The sequence below is a fragment of the Streptomyces sp. WMMB303 genome (genome assembly GCF_029351045.1).
In the GTDB taxonomy this organism is placed as follows: Bacteria; Actinomycetota; Actinomycetes; order Streptomycetales; family Streptomycetaceae; genus Streptomyces.
The window spans coordinates 5,968,155-5,983,229 of the sequence record NZ_JARKIN010000001.1; the positions used below are offsets into that span (position 1 = coordinate 5,968,155).

Consider the following 15,075-nt stretch of genomic DNA (forward strand, 5'->3'; position numbering starts at 1 on the left):
CCGCCGGGCCGCCGCAACGACCCGCCGACGGGCGAGCCCCGAGGTCAGACCCCGGGCCAGTCCGGCTTCCGCTTCTCGTTGAACGCCGCGACCCCCTCGGCGCGGTCACCGGAGAAGGCAACCGTGCGCCAGGCGGCCTCCTCCACCTCCAGCCCCGCCCGCAGGTCCATCCCCCATCCGGTGCGCAGCGCCCGCTTGGCGGCGCGCAGCCCGACCGGCGAGTTGGCCGCGATCCGGGCCGCCAGCGTCAGCGCCTCGGCCCGGTCCTCACCCTCCTCCGCGAGCAGGTCGACCAGGCCGAGCGCCTGCGCCTCCTCGGCGGCCACCCGGCGCGCGGTGAAGATCAGCTCGGCGGCCCGGGCCGCACCCACCCGGCGCGGCAGCAGTTGGGTGCCGCCGCCGCCCGGCACGACACCGACCGACACCTCGGGCAGGCCCAGCACCGCGGTGGGGTCGGCCACGATCAGATCGCAGGCCAGCGCCAGTTCGTACCCGCCGCCCAGCGCGTAGCCGTGCACGGCGGCGATCGTCGGCATCGGCAGCTCCAGCACCCCGGTGTAGGCGGCCCGGGCGTGCGGACGCTGGGCCGCCAGCTCCGCGTCGCTGAAGGAGTTGCGCTCCTTGAGGTCGGCGCCGACGCAGAACGCGCGCTCGTGCGTGGAGGTCAGCACGGTGGCCCGCACCTCGCCGTCCCGCGCGAGCGCGGCGCACGCGTCGGCCAGGGCGCCCGCGAACGCCGTCGACACGGCGTTCATGGCCCCTCTCCGGTCCATCACCAGCTCCGCGACGTGCCCGTCCTTGCGGACCCGCACCCACTCCCCGAACGCCTGCTCGCTGAGATCCATGGCCGCCACGATAACGGTCGCTAACTTCCGCCCGTCAACGTCCGGCGCGCACCCGGCCGCGTCCCGCGACCCACCCGGGTCGGCGCAGCTAGCCCCCGGTGCCGCGGCGCCGCAGCAGCCAGGGCTCCACGACGCCCAGCCCGCGCACCGGACGCTGGTAGAGCGGCTGGAGCGCGAACCGGTACCCGGACAGGTCCTCGCTCTCCTTCTCCGACTCCGGCGCGGCGCCCGAGGCGGTCAGCTCGGCCCGCAGCGCACCGTCCACCAGCACCGTGTCCTTGGGCGCTATCGAGGTCAGCCTGCTGGCGAGGTTGACCGTGTTGCCGAAGACATCACCCATCCGGGTCGTCATCGTCCCGAAGGCGATACCGACCCGCAGCTCCGGCATCGTCGCGTCGTTGGCCATCGTCTCGATCAGCCGCAGCCCGATCTCCGCCGCCGTGCCCGCATCCTCGGCGACGTAGAGGATCTCGTCGCCCAGCGCCTTGATGAGCCGCCCGCCGTGCGCGGCGACCAGGTCGGCCGAGGAGGTCTCGAACGCCTCCACCAGCTCGCCCAGTTCCTCGTCCTCCAGGCGGCGGGTCAACCGGGTGAAGCCCACCAGGTCGGCGAAGCCGATGGCCTGCCGCCGGTTGACCATCTCCTCGTCGTCCTGCGCCTGGACGACGCGGCCGGTGGCGGCGGCCAGCTGCCGCCGCCACACATAGACCAGGAACTCCTCCAGTTCGGGCAGCAGCAGCTGCACCAGCGGGAAGGTGACCTCGTTGCGGGTCATCCCGGGCTCGGGCGGCTCGGTCAGCCCCATCAGGAACGAGTCGATCTGCCAGTCCGCGAGCCGTGCCGTGGTCTGGCCGGTGGAGCGGGCCACCTGCACCGCCATCGTCTCGCTCAGCAGTCCCGCCTCGACCAGGCCCGACAGCCGCCGCAGCGCCAGCACGTCGGCCTCGGTCAGCGCCCTGGCCTGGCCGACGTCGGCGAAGCCCATCGCCCGCCAGAACCGGGAGGCCAGCTCCATGGAGACCCCGGCGGCACGAGCGGCCTGGAAGGGCGTGTACTGCCGCTCGGACCCGAGGATGAGCTCCTCGATGCGCAGCGCGCTGGGGTCGGGCTCGTCGTCCGGGTCCCCGGCGCCCTCGGCGAAGGGGCCCGCGAGATCGCCCGCCGCGGGAGCACCGTCAGCGGGGTCGCCGGGCGGATCCGCCGCGGCATCCGCCGGATCGGCGGCGTCCGGCGTTCCGCGGTCGTCGTCCCCGGCTCCGGCTCCGGCGCCCGTGGCACCCGGTTCCGATGCGGGCCCGGCTGACGCCGCTCCGCGTCCGGGCACGCCCGGTTCGTCCGCGGTCACCGCGGGCTCCCCGCACCCTCCGCGGCGTGGTGTCGCGGCCTCGCGTCGTCCCTGCGCACAGCCCTTCCGTTCCCTCTTGCCCGATCTGCCGGCGGGCCGGCCACCGCTCCCGGATGGCACCCGATGTCACCGCCGATTGCCCACCCTACGGCAGTTGTGCGCTACCTCACGCTCCGGCCGCGGGGCGCAGATGGACGATGTCACCGGCCGCGACCGGATGCTGTACGCCCTGTTCCGAGGCGATGACCAGGCGGCCGTCGCCGTCCACCGCGACGGCCTCGCCCACCAGCTCGCCCCCGCCGGGCAGCGTCGCGCGCACGGTCCTGCCGAGTGTCACGCAGCCCGCCGCGTAGGCGTCCAGCACGGCCGACGCCGCCGGATCGCCGTCCGCCGCCGTCCAGCGGCCGTACCAGTCCTCCACCGCGCGCAGCACCGCACGCAGCAGCGGGTCCCGGTCCGTGCCCTGAGCTCCGGCCAGCAGCAGCGAACCGGCGGTGGGGACCGGCAGCTCGTCCTCGCGGAGGCTGACGTTGAGCCCGATACCGAGGACGACGGCGTCGGAGTCGACCCGTTCCGCCAGGATGCCGCCGACCTTGCGTTCGCCGCCCCGGCCGGTCGTCAGCACGTCGTTGGGCCACTTGAGGCCGGTGTCGACACCGGCCGTACGGGCGAGCGCACCGGCTGCGGCGACCCCGGCCAGCAGCGGGAGCCAGCCCCAGCGCTCCGCCGGGGGCTCGGGGCGCAGCAGCATCGAGAAGAAGAGGCCGGAGCGGGGCGGGGCCGTCCACGAGCGGTCCAGCCGGCCCTTGCCCGCGGTCTGCTCCTCGGCGACGAGGACGGCGCCGGGCTCGGCCTTCCCTGTGCGGGCGCGGGCCACCAGCTCGGTGTTGGTCGAGCCGATCGACTCGACCACCTCCAGATCGGTCCAGAGGGAGTCCTGGGCGAGCAGGGCCCTGCGCAGGGCCGCCTGACGGAGCGGGGGGCGGTCGAGGTCGGACCAGCGGTGTGACGTCATGCGGCCAGGTTATGGGCGTACGCCGGATCCGGCCCTCCGCCACCCGCCGACGAGGCCGGACGCCGGTCCGGGTGGACCCGAGTGTGGCCAACGACGCACTCCGTGACGGGCAGGTCGCAGATAGCCTACGGGTCGGTAGCCAACCCGCGACGGTAAGGAGCCCTCCGAGATGTCCTCGCCCAGCCCCGACATCGACGACCTCGACATCCACACCACCGCGGGCAAGCTCGCGGACTTCGAGCAGCGCACGGCGGAGGCCGTGCACGCGGGCTCGGAGCGTGCGGTGGAGAAGCAGCACGCCAAGGGGAAACTGACCGCCCGGGAGCGGGTGGAACTCCTGCTCGACGAGGGGTCGTTCACCGAGCTGGACGAGTTCGCGCGGCACCGCTCGACCAACTTCGGGCTGGAGAAGAACCGCCCGTACGGAGACGGCGTGGTCACCGGCTACGGCACCGTCGACGGCCGCCCGGTGTGCGTCTTCTCGCAGGACTTCACCATCTTCGGCGGCGCCCTCGGCGAGGTCTACGGCGAGAAGATCGTGAAGGTCATGGACTTCGCGCTGAAGACCGGCTGCCCGGTCGTGGGCATCAACGACGGCGGCGGCGCCCGGATCCAGGAGGGGGTGGCGGCGCTCGGCCTGTTCGCGGAGATCTTCCGCCGCAACACCCATGCCTCCGGGGTGATCCCGCAGATCTCCCTGGTCCTGGGCCCGTGTGCGGGCGGCGCGGTCTACTCGCCCGCGATCACGGACTTCACGGTGATGGTCGACCAGACCTCGCACATGTTCATCACCGGGCCGGACGTGATCAAGACGGTCACCGGTGAGGACGTCGGCTTCGAGGAGCTGGGCGGCGCCCGCACGCACAACGCGACCTCGGGTGTGGCGCACCACATGGCGGGGGACGAGAAGGACGCCATCGAGTACGTCAAGGCGCTGCTGTCCTACCTGCCCTCCAACAATCTCTCCGAGCCGCCCGGCTATCCGGAGGAGGCGGACCTGGAGACCTCCGAGGAGGACCGGGAGCTGGACGCCCTGATCCCGGACTCGGCGAACCAGCCCTACGACATGCACACCGTCGTCGAGCACGTGCTGGACGACAACGAGTTCCTGGAGACGCAGGCGCTGTTCGCGCCGAACATCGTCACCGGGTTCGGCCGCGTCGAGGGCCGCCCGGTGGGGGTGGTCGCCAACCAGCCGCTGCAGTTCGCCGGCTGCCTCAACATCGACGCGAGCGAGAAGGCGGCGCGCTTCGTGCGCACCTGCGACTCGTTCAACATCCCCGTGCTCACCTTCGTGGACGTCCCCGGCTTCCTGCCGGGCACGGACCAGGAGTACGACGGGATCATCCGGCGCGGCGCCAAGCTGATCTACGCCTACGCGGAGGCGACGGTGCCGCTGATCACGGTGATCACCCGGAAGGCGTTCGGCGGCGCCTACGACGTGATGGGCTCCAAGCACCTGGGCGCCGACCTCAACTTCGCCTGGCCGACGGCGCAGATCGCGGTGATGGGCGCGCAGGGCGCGGTCAACATCCTGCACCGCAAGAAGCTGGCCGGCGCCGGTAGCCCCGAGCAGACCGAGGAGCTGCGCGCCCAGCTCACCCAGGAGTACGAGGACGCGCTGCTGAATCCGTACGTGGCGGCCGAGCGCGGCTACGTGGACGCGGTGATCCGCCCGGCGGAGACCCGCCGCCACATCACCCGCGGCCTGCGCACGCTGCGCAGCAAGCGGGAGCAGCTCCCGCCGAAGAAGCACGGCAACATCCCGCTGTGAGGAGAGTGCGATGACGACGGAGTCCGTCGAGACCGCCCCGCGGGGCGCAGCCGAGGGCAACGCCGGGGACGAGCCGTCCATCCGGGTGGTCCGGGGCAACCCCACTCCCGAGGAGTTGGCGGCGGCGCTGGCGGTGGTGCGGGTGCGGGCCGGCGCCGTGCCGGCCGAGGCGCCGCGGCGGGCGGTGCCCAGCGCCTGGTCCGACCCGGCCCGTACGGTGCCCGGCCCGCCGCCGGCTCCGGGGCCGGAGGCCTGGCGCCGCACCTTCTGGGCCGGCTGACCGGTCGCGCACGCCCGCCGGCGTGCCGCGCGTGCGCCCGCGCCTGAGTACGCGTACTCAGGCGCGGGCGCGGTGGTGCGGCCACCATGGGCGGATGCTGTGGTCCGACCCCCGAGACGAGCCGCCGCCGGACATCCGCAGGACCCAGGAGAAGGTGCACCGCCTCGGCTGGGTACTGCTCGTGGTCACCGCGGTGGTGATGATGCTGCTGTTGTCGGTCACCTACTCGTAGGCGTTCCCGGTCTCCCCGGTCTCCTGGGCCTCCCCGGCCTCCCTGGACGCGGGCGCCCCCGCCGTACCCGGTCCGGCGACTCCTTACGATGGCCCGCATGAACTCACCGCGTCTTGTGCTGGCCTCCGCCTCCCCCGCCCGTCTCGCGCTGCTGCGGCAGGCCGGGATGGCGCCCGAGGTGGTCGTCAGCGGGGTGGACGAGGACGCGCTCGACGCGCCGACGCCCTCCGAACTGGCCCGGGTGCTGGCCGAGGCCAAGGCCGCGGCGGTCGCCGCGCGGGCCGAGGCCGCCGAGGCGCTGGTCGTCGGCTGCGACTCGGTGCTGGAGCTGGACGGGCTGCCGCTGGGCAAGCCCGCCGACGCGGCGGAGGCGACGGCCCGCTGGCGGGACATGCGCGGCCGCTCCGGGGTGCTGCACACCGGGCACTGCGTCGTGGACACCCGCGCGGCCGCGGAGGGCGCGCGCCGCTCGGTGACGACCTCGACGACGGTGCACTTCGGGCGGCCCTCCGACGCGGAGGTCGCGGCCTACGTCGGCAGCGGCGAACCGCTCCACGTGGCGGGCGCGTTCACGCTCGACGGCCGCTCCGGGCCGTTCGTGGACGGTATCGAGGGCGACCACGGCAATGTGCTCGGGCTCTCCCTGCCCACGCTGCGCAGGCTGTTGGGCGAGCTGGGCGTCGCCGTCACGGACCTGTGGGCTCCGCGCTGACGCCGGCGCCGGTCCCGTCGCCGGGGCGCTCATCGGTCCCGTCGCCGGGGTGTCCGGCGGGGCGCCCGGCCGGCTGGGCCATCGCCTCGCCGTACCAGGTCAACGACCAGACGATGAGGCCCAGGACGCTCACCATCAGCGCGAACGCCAGCCAGCCGACGAGGCCGACGCAGAAGGCGCCGAGCACCCCGTGCACCACCGCGCAACTGATCAGCACGATGCGCCAGAAGCCGCGCGGCGGTACGTCACGTATCGCCGTCCGCAGGAGGATCAGCGCGCAGCCGAGCAGATAGCCGCCGACCAGCACGGCGCCGATCACCGCGGAGATCGTCATGGCGCGCGGTTCGATACCGGCCAGGGACATCTGCTGGGCGTCCGCGACCTTGCCCAGGAAGAGATTGAGCCCCACGAGCACGGCTGCTTCCATCGTGAGCACCAACGCGGTCACCGCGGCCACTGCCCGTCTGCGCCCTGCCACTCCGCCACCTCTTCCGTCGCCTGCATCTTCGGTGCGCCGACGGTCACTTGACGGCCGTCCCGCCCGACACGGTTCCGCTGCGCGCTGCGTGTTACTCCAGGTACGTGCTCTTGGCAGGGCGAACGCTACTCACGGGTACAAGCCGGGGCAAGAGAATCGACGCAAAGCAAAAATTACGTCTATGAGTCGTAGGGACCCCACAAAGACGACGCGCTCAGGCGCACGACTCCGACAGAGAGCTAGCCCACATGCCCGAGGCGCACATTCCACCGCCGAATGCGGCGTACCGTGGGACAACGAGGGGAGATCCGGTCCTGCGTGACCCACGGGTGACACTCCGTGTGGGCAAGCTCACCCCCCTTGGCGGCTCGGCGTCAGGTGTCGCCTGTACCTAAACTCAGGTTGTTCCAAGGAGGGAGCCATCGTGCGCAAGGTGCTCATCGCCAACCGCGGCGAAATCGCCGTCCGCGTCGCCCGCGCGTGCCGGGATGCGGGAATCGCGAGTGTCGCCGTCTATGCCGAGCCGGACCGGGACGCGCTGCACGTCCGCGTGGCCGACGAGGCATTCGCCCTGGGCGGTGACACCCCGGCGGCGAGCTATCTGGATGTCAGCAAAGTACTGAAAGCGGCCGCCGACTCGGGAGCCGACGCCGTCCACCCCGGCTACGGATTCCTCTCCGAGAACGCCGAGTTCGCGCAGGCGGTGCTCGACGCGGGCCTCAACTGGATCGGCCCGCCCCCGCAGGCCATCCGCGATCTGGGCGACAAGGTCGCCGCGCGGCACATCGCGCAGCGCGCGGGCGCCCCGCTGGTCGCGGGCACCAAGGACCCGGTCTCCGGCGCGGAGGAGGTCGTCGCCTTCGCCGAGGAGCACGGCCTGCCCATCGCCATCAAGGCCGCCTTCGGCGGCGGCGGGCGCGGGCTGAAGGTGGCCCGCACCCTGGAGGAGGTCCCCGAGCTGTACGACTCGGCGGTCCGCGAGGCCGTGGCCGCCTTCGGCCGCGGCGAGTGCTTCGTGGAGCGCTATCTGGACCGGCCCCGGCACGTGGAGACGCAGTGCCTGGCCGACAAGCACGGCAACGTGGTGGTCGTCTCCACCCGCGACTGCTCTCTCCAGCGCCGCCACCAGAAGCTCGTCGAGGAGGCCCCGGCCCCGTATCTGACGGACGAGCAGAACGCCGAGCTGTACCGCGCGTCCAAGGCCATCCTCCGCGAGGCGGGCTACGAGGGCGCGGGCACCTGCGAGTTCCTCGTCGGCCAGGACGGCACGATCTCCTTCCTGGAGGTCAACACCCGCCTCCAGGTGGAGCACCCGGTCACCGAGGAGGTCACCGGGATCGACCTGGTCCGCGAGATGTTCCGGATCGCCGACGGCGAGAAGCTGGGGTACGACGACCCGCCGCTGCGCGGTCACTCCTTCGAGTTCCGGATCAACGGCGAGGACCCGGGCCGCAACTTCCTTCCGGCGCCCGGCACCGTCACCACGTTCGCGCCGCCCAGCGGTCCCGGCGTACGGCTGGACGCGGGCGTCGAGTCCGGCTCGGTGATCGGTCCGGCGTGGGACTCGCTGCTCGCCAAGCTGATCGTCTCCGGCGCCACCCGGCAGCAGGCGCTCCAGCGCGCGGCCCGTGCGCTGGACGAGTTCGAGGTCACCGGCATGGCCACCGCACTGCCCTTTCACCGCACGGTGGTCCGGGACGCGGCGTTCGCGCCCGAGGTGAGCGGCCGCGAGGGTGAGCCGTTCGACGTCCACACCCGGTGGATCGAGACGGAGTTCGTCAACGACCTCAAGCCGTTCTCGGCGCCCGCCCCCGGCGAGGCCGAGGAGGACGACGCCGCGGGGCGCGAGACCGTCGTCGTCGAGGTCGGCGGCAAGCGGCTGGAGGTCTCCCTGCCCTCCTCGCTGGGCATGCCGCTGGCGCGGGCCGCGGTCGAGGGCGGTGCCCGCAAGCCGCGGCGCAAGGCCGCCAAGAAGTCCGGCACCGCCGTCTCCGGCGACGCGCTCGCCTCCCCCATGCAGGGCACCATCGTCAAGGTGGCCGTGGAGGAGGGCCAGCAGGTCGAGGAGGGCGAGCTCGTCATCGTCCTGGAGGCGATGAAGATGGAGCAGCCGCTGAACGCGCACCGCGCCGGTACCGTCAAGGACCTCAACGCGGAGATCGGTGCCGCGGTCACCGCGGGCGGCGTCATCTGCGAGATCAAGGACTGACCCGGACCGGCCCCGGATCCGCACGCCGCGCCCGCCGCCGGAGGTACGCCTCCGGCGGCGGGCGCGTCATGTGCGCGGCCGGTCAGCGGCGCCTGGGTGCCATGTCCGCCACCCGGGGCGGCGCCGCGGCCGCCGGTGCGGACCGCAGATGGCCGGGAGGTGGGCCGCCCGGCGCACCCGCGGACGGTCCCGGGTGGTTGTGGTTTCCGGGGTGGCCGCCGGAGTGGTTTCCGCCCTGCGGCGCCGCCCTGCGGGGCGTGGGCATCGGCACCTCGGGGCGGCCCCGCTCCGGACCGGCGGACGGCGTCCCGGCGACGGCCACCTGGACGCCCCGGTCGGCGAGGGCCTGCAGTTCGGTCTCCGCACGGTCGTCGTGCGGCGGGGGCTCGTCCGTCACCAGCCGGGTGATCACGTCGGTGGGCACCGTCTGGAACATCGTGTCGGCACCCAGCTTGGTGTGGTCGGCCAGCACCACCACCTCCCCGGCCGCCTGCACCAGGGCCCGGTCCACGCTCGCGGAGAGCATGTTGGAGGTGGACAGCCCGCGCTCGGCGGTCAGCCCACTGCCGGACAGGAAGGCCCGGGAGACCCGCAGCCCCTGCAGGGACTGCTCGGCACCGCTGCCGACCAGCGCGTAGTTGGAGCCGCGCAGGGTGCCTCCGGTCATCACCACCTCCACCCGGTTGGCGTGCGCGAGCGCCTGGGCCACCAGCAGCGAGTTGGTGACCACCGTCAGGCCGGGCACTCTCGCGAGCCGGCGCGCCAGCTCCTGCGTCGTCGTCCCGGCTCCGACGACGACGGCCTCGCCCTCCGAGACGAGGCCCGCGGCCAGATCGGCGATCGCCGTCTTCTCCGCGGTGGACAGGTGGGATTTCTGGGGGAAGCCGGATTCCCGGGTGAAGCCTCCCGGCAGCACGGCTCCGCCGTGACGGCGGTCGAGGAGCCCTTCGGCCTCCAGCGCCCGTACGTCACGGCGCACGGTCACCTCGGAGGTCTGGACTACGCGGGCCAGCTCACGGAGCGAGACTGCTCCGTTCGCTCGCACCATTTCTAGGATCAATTGACGACGTTCCGCAGCGAACACGAAACTGACAGTAACCCCAACGACCGTCTGGTTTCAGCGCTATCCGCCGATTAACAGAAGTTGTCCGTCCAGCGTCCCCGAATGTGGTATGGCGGACTGTTCGGGACTGCGGCGCCCCGGCAGGCACCCCGCTTCCGCCCCGGTTCAGTGCAGTTCGGTCATCTTGCGGGTGTGCAACTGACGGGCGACCTCGGCGATCGAGCCGGTCAGCGAGGGGTACACGGTGAACGTATTGGCGATCTGCTCCACGGTCAGATTGTTGTCAACCGCGATCGAGATCGGATGGATCAGTTCGCTGGCCCGCGGCGAGACGACCACCCCGCCCACGATGATCCCGGTACCGGGGCGGCAGAACAGCTTCACGAAGCCGTCCCGGATGCCCTGCATCTTGGCCCGCGGGTTGCGCAGCAGCGGAAGCTTCACGACGCGGGCCTCGATGGCCCCCTTGTCGACGTCCGCCTGGCTGTAGCCGACCGTCGCGATCTCCGGGTCGGTGAAGACGTTCGCGGAGACCGTCCGCAGATCGAGCGGGTTCACCGCGTCGCCGAGGAAGTGGTACATCGCGATCCGGCCCTGCATCGCCGCGACGGACGCGAGCGCGAGGACACCGGTGCAGTCGCCCGCGGCGTAGACACCCGGGGCCGAGGTGCGCGAGACCTTGTCGGTCCAGATGTGCCCCGAGTCCTTGAGCCGGACCCCGGCCTCCTCCAGCCCCATGTCCGAGGTGTTGGGGATGGCCCCGACCGCCACCAGGCAGTGCGTACCGGTGATCTTCCGGCCGTCCTGGAGCGTGACCTCGACCCGGTCCCCGTCCGGCTTCGGCTCGCCCCCGGCCGCGGCCACCCGCTGCGCCGAGGCGGCCCGCGAGCGGCTCATCACGTTCATCCCGCGGCGCCGGAAGACGTCCTCCAGCACCGCCGCCGCGTCCGGGTCCTCGCCCGGCAGCACCCGGTCCCGCGAGGAGACCAGGGTGACCTGCGAGCCCAGCGCCTGGTAGGCGCCCGCGAACTCGGCCCCGGTCACACCGGAGCCGATGACGATCAGCTCCTCGGGCTGCTCCTGGAGGTCGTAGAGCTGTGTCCAGTTCAGGATGCGCTCGCCGTCCGGGCGCGCGTCCGGGATCTCCCGCGGGTGGCCGCCGGTGGCGACCAGCACCGCGTCCGCCGTGAGCTGCTCCTGGCTGCCGTCCGCCGCGGTGACCGTCACGACGCGGGAGCCGTCCGGGGCCTGGCCGGGCTCCAGCCTGGCGCGGCCGCGCACCACCCGGCCGCCCGCCCGGGTGACCGAGGCCGTGATGTCGTGGGACTGGGCCAGCGCGAGCCGCTTGACCCGCCGGTTGACCTTGCGGATGTCGACCCCGACCACGCGCGCCGGATCGTCCGGGTCGTGGGTGGTGTCCTCCACCCGGATGCCCAGCTCCTCGTACGAGGAGTCGAAGTTGGTCATCACCTCGGCCGTGGCGATCAACGTCTTGGACGGCACGCAGTCGGTGAGCACCGACGCACCGCCGAGGCCGTCGCAGTCGACGACGGAGACTTCCGCGCCGAGTTGCGCCGCCACCAGCGCCGCTTCGTATCCGCCAGGGCCACCACCGATGATCACGATCCGAGTCACATGCCCCATTGTCCCGCACCCGTCAGGTCCGGACCCGCCGGGGGGCTCCCTCCCCGCGCCGGTCCGGCGCCCCGGCGGGTCCGCGCTCCGGCCGCACCGCCCGGCCCACGGGGCGCGGCCGCGGGAGACGCCCCTCCCGTGAGGGCCCCCGTTACCCTCGTGGGATGTCGCTCTACGCCGCCTACGCCGGCAACCTCGACGCCCGCCTGATGGCCCGCCGCGCCCCGCATTCCCCCCTCCGCGGCACCGGCTGGCTCACCGACTGGCGGCTCACCTTCGGTGGCGAGCACATGGGCTGGGACGGCGCGCTGGCCACCCTCGTGGAGGCGCCGCGCTCCCAGATCTTCGTCGCGCTGTACGACATCGCGCCGATGGACGAGGACTCGATGGACCGCTGGGAGGGCGTCGGTCTGGACATATACCGGCGGATGCGGGTGCGGGTGCACACCCTGGAGGGTGAGGAGCCGGCCTGGTGCTACGTCCTCAACGGCTACGAGGGCGGCCTGCCCTCGGCCCGCTATCTGGGGGACATCGCCGACGCCGCGGAGTCCGCCGGTGCCCCGCACGACTACGTCATGGAGCTCCGCAAACGACCGTGCTAGCGGCGGAACGCTAGCGTCGCGGGCCGACAGAATCTCCACACGCGCCCCGCCCGCTCCTCCCGTCGCCCGTGTGTTCGTCCGGACTTGCGGACGAGTTGCGCCGCGCGTCTACGCGCGTAGGCGATAACGGGCTACCCTCGTCGCGTGAACGCATCTGCCACTACTCACGCTGCCGACGACCCCTACCGCTCCGCCGAGGAGGCCGCCGCCCGGCTGCGCGCCCTGACCGGCGAGGACAGCCACGACGTGGCGCTCGTCATGGGCTCGGGCTGGGTTCCCGCCGCCGACACGCTCGGCGCGGCCGACCACGAGCTCACGATCACCGAGCTGCCGGGGTTCCCGCCGCCCACCGCCGCGGGCCACGCCGGCCAGATCCGCTCGCACCGGGTGGGCGACAAGCGCGCGCTCGTCTTCCTCGGCCGTACGCACGCGTACGAGGGCCGCGGTGTCGCGGCCGTCGCGCACGGGGTGCGCACGGCCGTGGCGGCGGGCTGCAAGACCATCGTCCTGACCAACGGCTGCGGGGGGCTGCGACCGGGCATGCGGCCGGGCCAGCCGGTCCTCATCAGCGACCACATCAACCTCACCGCCACCTCGCCGATCGTCGGCGCCAATTTCGTCGACCTGACCGACCTGTACTCGCCGCGGCTGCGCGCGCTCTGCCAGGAGATCGACCCGACGCTGGAAGAGGGCGTCTACGTCCAGTTCCCCGGCCCGCACTACGAGACCCCCGCGGAGATCAACTACGTCCGCACCATCGGCGGCGACCTGGTGGGCATGTCCACCGTCCTGGAGGCCATCGCCGCACGCGAGGCGGGTGCCGAGGTACTCGGCGTCTCCCTGGTCACCAACCTCGCCGCCGGGATGACCGGCGAGCCCCTCAACCACGAGGAGGTCCTGCAGGCCGGCCGCGACTCCGCGGTGCGCATGGGCACCCTGCTCGGCGAGGTACTCAAGCGGCTCTGACCGGCCGGGGCCGCCCCGGAGCATCCCGGAGGCGGCTCTTTCCGGGCCCCACGGGCCCCTCAGCCCCACCGGGCTCCCCAGCCCCACCGTGAAAGGCAGGACCACCAAGATGACCGACAGCCTGCGGGAGGACGCGACAGCCGCACCGGACGCGCCCGCGCCCGGATCGGACGACGCGCTGCTCGCCCGTGCCCGCGACTGGCTGGCCGAGGACCCGGACCCGGAGACCCGCGAGGAACTCGCCGCGCTGCTCGAGGCCGGCGACCTGGCCGAGCTGCGGAACCGGTTCACCGGCACCCTCCAGTTCGGCACCGCCGGACTCCGCGGCGAGCTGGGCGCGGGGCCGATGCGGATGAACCGCGCCGTCGTCATCCGCGCCGCGGCCGGCATCGCCGCGTATCTGCGCGCCCGCCTCCCCCACCCGGCGGAGGGCGACGCGCCGCTGGTCGTGATCGGCTACGACGCACGCCACCGGAGCGCCGACTTCGCCCGGGACACCGCGGCGGTCATGACCGGCGCCGGACTGCGCGCGGCGACGCTGCCCGAGCCGCTGCCCACCCCGGTGCTGGCGTTCGCCGTACGGCAGCTCGGCGCGGCGGCCGGGATCATGGTCACCGCCAGCCACAACCCTCCGCGCGACAACGGCTACAAGGTCTATCTGGACGACGGCCTGCAGATCGTGCCGCCCGTCGACGGCGAGATCGCGGACGCCATCGCGGCCGTCGGCCCGCTCGCGGGCGTGCCGCGCCCCGAGTCGGGGTGGCAGGTGCTCGGCGACGAGGTACAGGACGCCTACCTGGCCCGCACCCGGGCCGTGCTCACCGAGGGCTCGGCCCGCGAGGTGCGGGTCGTACACACCGCCCTGCACGGCGTCGGCCACCGCACGGCGCAGCTCGCCTTCGAGCGGGCGGGCTTCCCCCGCCCGGTCCCGGTGCCCGAGCAGGCCGAGCCGGACCCGGACTTCTCCACCGTCGCGTTCCCCAACCCGGAGGAACCGGGCGCGATGGACCGCGCGTACGCGACCGCCCGCGCCTGGGAGACCGAACACGGCGAACGCCCCGACGTGATCATCGCCAACGACCCGGACGCGGACCGCTGCGGCGTGGCCGTACCGGACGCGGCGGCCGGAAGCGGCTGGCGGATGCTGCGCGGCGACCAGGTGGGCGCGCTGCTGGCCGCCCATCTGATCCGCAAGGGCGCCGCCGGGACCCTCGCGACGACCATCGTCTCCTCCTCGCTGCTCTCCCGGATCGCCGAGTCCGCCGGGCTGCCGTACACCGAGACGCTGACCGGCTTCAAATGGCTGGCCCGCGTGGAGGGGCTGCGCTACGGCTACGAGGAGGCGCTGGGGTACTGCGTCGACCCGCAGGGCGTCCGGGACAAGGACGGCATCACCGCTGCGCTGCTCGTCGCCGAGCTGGCCGCCGAGCTCAGGCAGGCCGGGCGCACGCTGTCCGACCTGCTGGACGAACTCGACGTCGAACACGGCGTGCACGCCACCGACCAGCTGTCGGTGCGGGTGGCGGACCTGTCGCTGATCGCCTCCGCCATGGAGCGGCTGCGCGCCCAGCCGCCGGCCTCGCTCGGCGGGCTGGCCGTCGCGCGGGCCGAGGACCTGAACCGGGGCAGCGCGGCCCTCCCGCCCACGGACGGACTGCGCTACCTGCTCGGCGGCGCGGACGGCGACGCGGCCGACGGCACGGCGGGGCGGATCGCCGGGGGCCGGGTCGTGGTGCGGCCCAGCGGTACCGAGCCGAAGCTCAAGTGCTACCTGGAGGTCGTCGTCCCGGTCGGAGAGGCGGCCGGCCTCCCGGCCGCGCGGGAGCGCGCGGCCGGGGTGCTGGAGCGGATCAAGGACGACCTCAAGCGGGCCACGGGGTTCTGAACCGTCCGGCGGGCCGGCGGGACTGTGCGGACCG

General features: G+C 73.3%; 14 protein-coding genes. 8 read left to right on the forward strand and 6 right to left on the reverse strand.

The window, feature by feature from the left end; translation table 11 throughout:
* Window positions 1-44: 44 nt before the first annotated feature.
* The 3 genes from P2424_RS25935 to P2424_RS25945 form a co-directional block, all read right to left on the reverse strand.
* Window positions 45-845, reverse strand: coding sequence for an enoyl-CoA hydratase-related protein (locus tag P2424_RS25935; protein WP_276478124.1), 801 nt, complete (start codon window positions 843-845; stop codon window positions 45-47).
* 88 nt (window positions 846-933) lie between these two features.
* Window positions 934-2,190: an adenylate/guanylate cyclase domain-containing protein gene (locus P2424_RS25940; RefSeq protein ID WP_276478125.1), complete on the reverse strand. Its 1,257-nt coding sequence runs from the start codon at window positions 2,188-2,190 to the stop codon at window positions 934-936.
* 166 nt (window positions 2,191-2,356) lie between these two features.
* Window positions 2,357-3,205 carry a biotin--[acetyl-CoA-carboxylase] ligase gene (locus P2424_RS25945; protein ID WP_276478126.1) on the reverse strand — a complete coding sequence of 283 codons (849 nt, stop codon included), beginning with the start codon at window positions 3,203-3,205 and terminating at the stop codon, window positions 2,357-2,359.
* Window positions 3,206-3,374: 169 nt separating this feature from the next.
* On the opposite strand from P2424_RS25945, the gene P2424_RS25950 reads away from it, so the two are divergent.
* The 4 genes from P2424_RS25950 to P2424_RS25965 all read left to right on the forward strand — a co-directional run bounded on the left by P2424_RS25950 (window position 3,375) and on the right by P2424_RS25965 (window position 6,203).
* Entirely contained in the window at window positions 3,375-4,979 is a 1,605-nt protein-coding gene (locus tag P2424_RS25950; protein WP_276478127.1) for an acyl-CoA carboxylase subunit beta, read from the forward strand.
* Window positions 4,980-4,989: 10 nt separating this feature from the next.
* Window positions 4,990-5,259 carry an acyl-CoA carboxylase subunit epsilon gene (locus P2424_RS25955; protein ID WP_276478128.1) on the forward strand — a complete coding sequence of 90 codons (270 nt, stop codon included), beginning with the start codon at window positions 4,990-4,992 and terminating at the stop codon, window positions 5,257-5,259.
* Window positions 5,260-5,353: 94 nt separating this feature from the next.
* Window positions 5,354-5,491, forward strand: a complete 138-nt coding sequence (locus tag P2424_RS25960; RefSeq protein WP_019357729.1) for a hypothetical protein — start codon at window positions 5,354-5,356, stop codon at window positions 5,489-5,491.
* Between the two features lie 88 nt (window positions 5,492-5,579).
* Window positions 5,580-6,203, forward strand: a complete 624-nt coding sequence (locus tag P2424_RS25965) for a nucleoside triphosphate pyrophosphatase (RefSeq protein WP_276478129.1) — start codon at window positions 5,580-5,582, stop codon at window positions 6,201-6,203.
* On the opposite strand, the gene P2424_RS25970 is transcribed toward P2424_RS25965, so the two are convergent.
* On the reverse strand, window positions 6,178-6,681 hold the full coding sequence (locus P2424_RS25970; RefSeq protein WP_276478130.1) for a hypothetical protein: 504 nt from the start codon (window positions 6,679-6,681) through the stop codon (window positions 6,178-6,180). The two genes, P2424_RS25965 and P2424_RS25970, sit on opposite strands and share 26 nt — an antisense overlap.
* Window positions 6,682-7,105: 424 nt before the next feature.
* On the opposite strand from P2424_RS25970, the gene P2424_RS25975 reads away from it, so the two are divergent.
* Window positions 7,106-8,890, forward strand: a complete 1,785-nt coding sequence (locus P2424_RS25975) for a biotin carboxylase N-terminal domain-containing protein (protein WP_276478131.1) — start codon at window positions 7,106-7,108, stop codon at window positions 8,888-8,890.
* An 82-nt stretch (window positions 8,891-8,972) separates the two neighbouring features.
* Here P2424_RS25975 and P2424_RS25980 read toward each other — a convergent pair whose 3' ends face one another.
* Together P2424_RS25980 and P2424_RS25985 are read right to left on the reverse strand one after the other, a co-directional pair.
* A complete protein-coding gene (locus tag P2424_RS25980) occupies window positions 8,973-9,938 on the reverse strand; it encodes a DeoR/GlpR family DNA-binding transcription regulator (RefSeq protein ID WP_276478132.1) in 966 nt (321 codons plus the stop codon).
* Window positions 9,939-10,118: 180 nt separating this feature from the next.
* On the reverse strand, window positions 10,119-11,597 hold the full coding sequence (locus tag P2424_RS25985) for an NAD(P)H-quinone dehydrogenase (RefSeq protein ID WP_276478133.1): 1,479 nt from the start codon (window positions 11,595-11,597) through the stop codon (window positions 10,119-10,121).
* Window positions 11,598-11,752: 155 nt separating this feature from the next.
* Between P2424_RS25985 and P2424_RS25990 the strand changes: the two genes are divergently transcribed.
* The 3 genes from P2424_RS25990 (at window position 11,753) to P2424_RS26000 (ending at window position 15,041) form a co-directional block, all read left to right on the forward strand.
* The gene (locus tag P2424_RS25990) at window positions 11,753-12,190 is read left to right on the forward strand and encodes a gamma-glutamylcyclotransferase (RefSeq protein ID WP_019357735.1); all 438 of its coding nucleotides are present in this window, start codon (window positions 11,753-11,755) and stop codon (window positions 12,188-12,190) included.
* A 144-nt stretch (window positions 12,191-12,334) separates the two neighbouring features.
* A complete protein-coding gene (locus P2424_RS25995; protein WP_276478134.1) occupies window positions 12,335-13,156 on the forward strand; it encodes a purine-nucleoside phosphorylase in 822 nt (273 codons plus the stop codon).
* A 109-nt stretch (window positions 13,157-13,265) separates the two neighbouring features.
* Window positions 13,266-15,041, forward strand: a complete 1,776-nt coding sequence (locus P2424_RS26000; RefSeq protein ID WP_276478135.1) for a phospho-sugar mutase — start codon at window positions 13,266-13,268, stop codon at window positions 15,039-15,041.
* Window positions 15,042-15,075: the final 34 nt, after the last annotated feature.

Coding starts and splice junctions, on each gene's coding strand:
- P2424_RS25965 (WP_276478129.1), top strand. CDS start 5,580: ATGGCCCGCATGAACTCACCGCGTCTTGTGCTGGCCTCCGCCTCCCCC.
- P2424_RS25955 (WP_276478128.1), top strand. CDS start 4,990: ATGACGACGGAGTCCGTCGAGACCGCCCCGCGGGGCGCAGCCGAGGGC.
- P2424_RS26000 (WP_276478135.1), top strand. CDS start 13,266: ATGACCGACAGCCTGCGGGAGGACGCGACAGCCGCACCGGACGCGCCC.
- P2424_RS25935 (WP_276478124.1), bottom strand. CDS start 845: ATGGATCTCAGCGAGCAGGCGTTCGGGGAGTGGGTGCGGGTCCGCAAG.
- P2424_RS25980 (WP_276478132.1), bottom strand. CDS start 9,938: ATGGTGCGAGCGAACGGAGCAGTCTCGCTCCGTGAGCTGGCCCGCGTA.
- P2424_RS25950 (WP_276478127.1), top strand. CDS start 3,375: ATGTCCTCGCCCAGCCCCGACATCGACGACCTCGACATCCACACCACC.
- P2424_RS25945 (WP_276478126.1), bottom strand. CDS start 3,205: ATGACGTCACACCGCTGGTCCGACCTCGACCGCCCCCCGCTCCGTCAG.
- P2424_RS25985 (WP_276478133.1), bottom strand. CDS start 11,597: ATGGGGCATGTGACTCGGATCGTGATCATCGGTGGTGGCCCTGGCGGA.
- P2424_RS25990 (WP_019357735.1), top strand. CDS start 11,753: ATGTCGCTCTACGCCGCCTACGCCGGCAACCTCGACGCCCGCCTGATG.
- P2424_RS25960 (WP_019357729.1), top strand. CDS start 5,354: ATGCTGTGGTCCGACCCCCGAGACGAGCCGCCGCCGGACATCCGCAGG.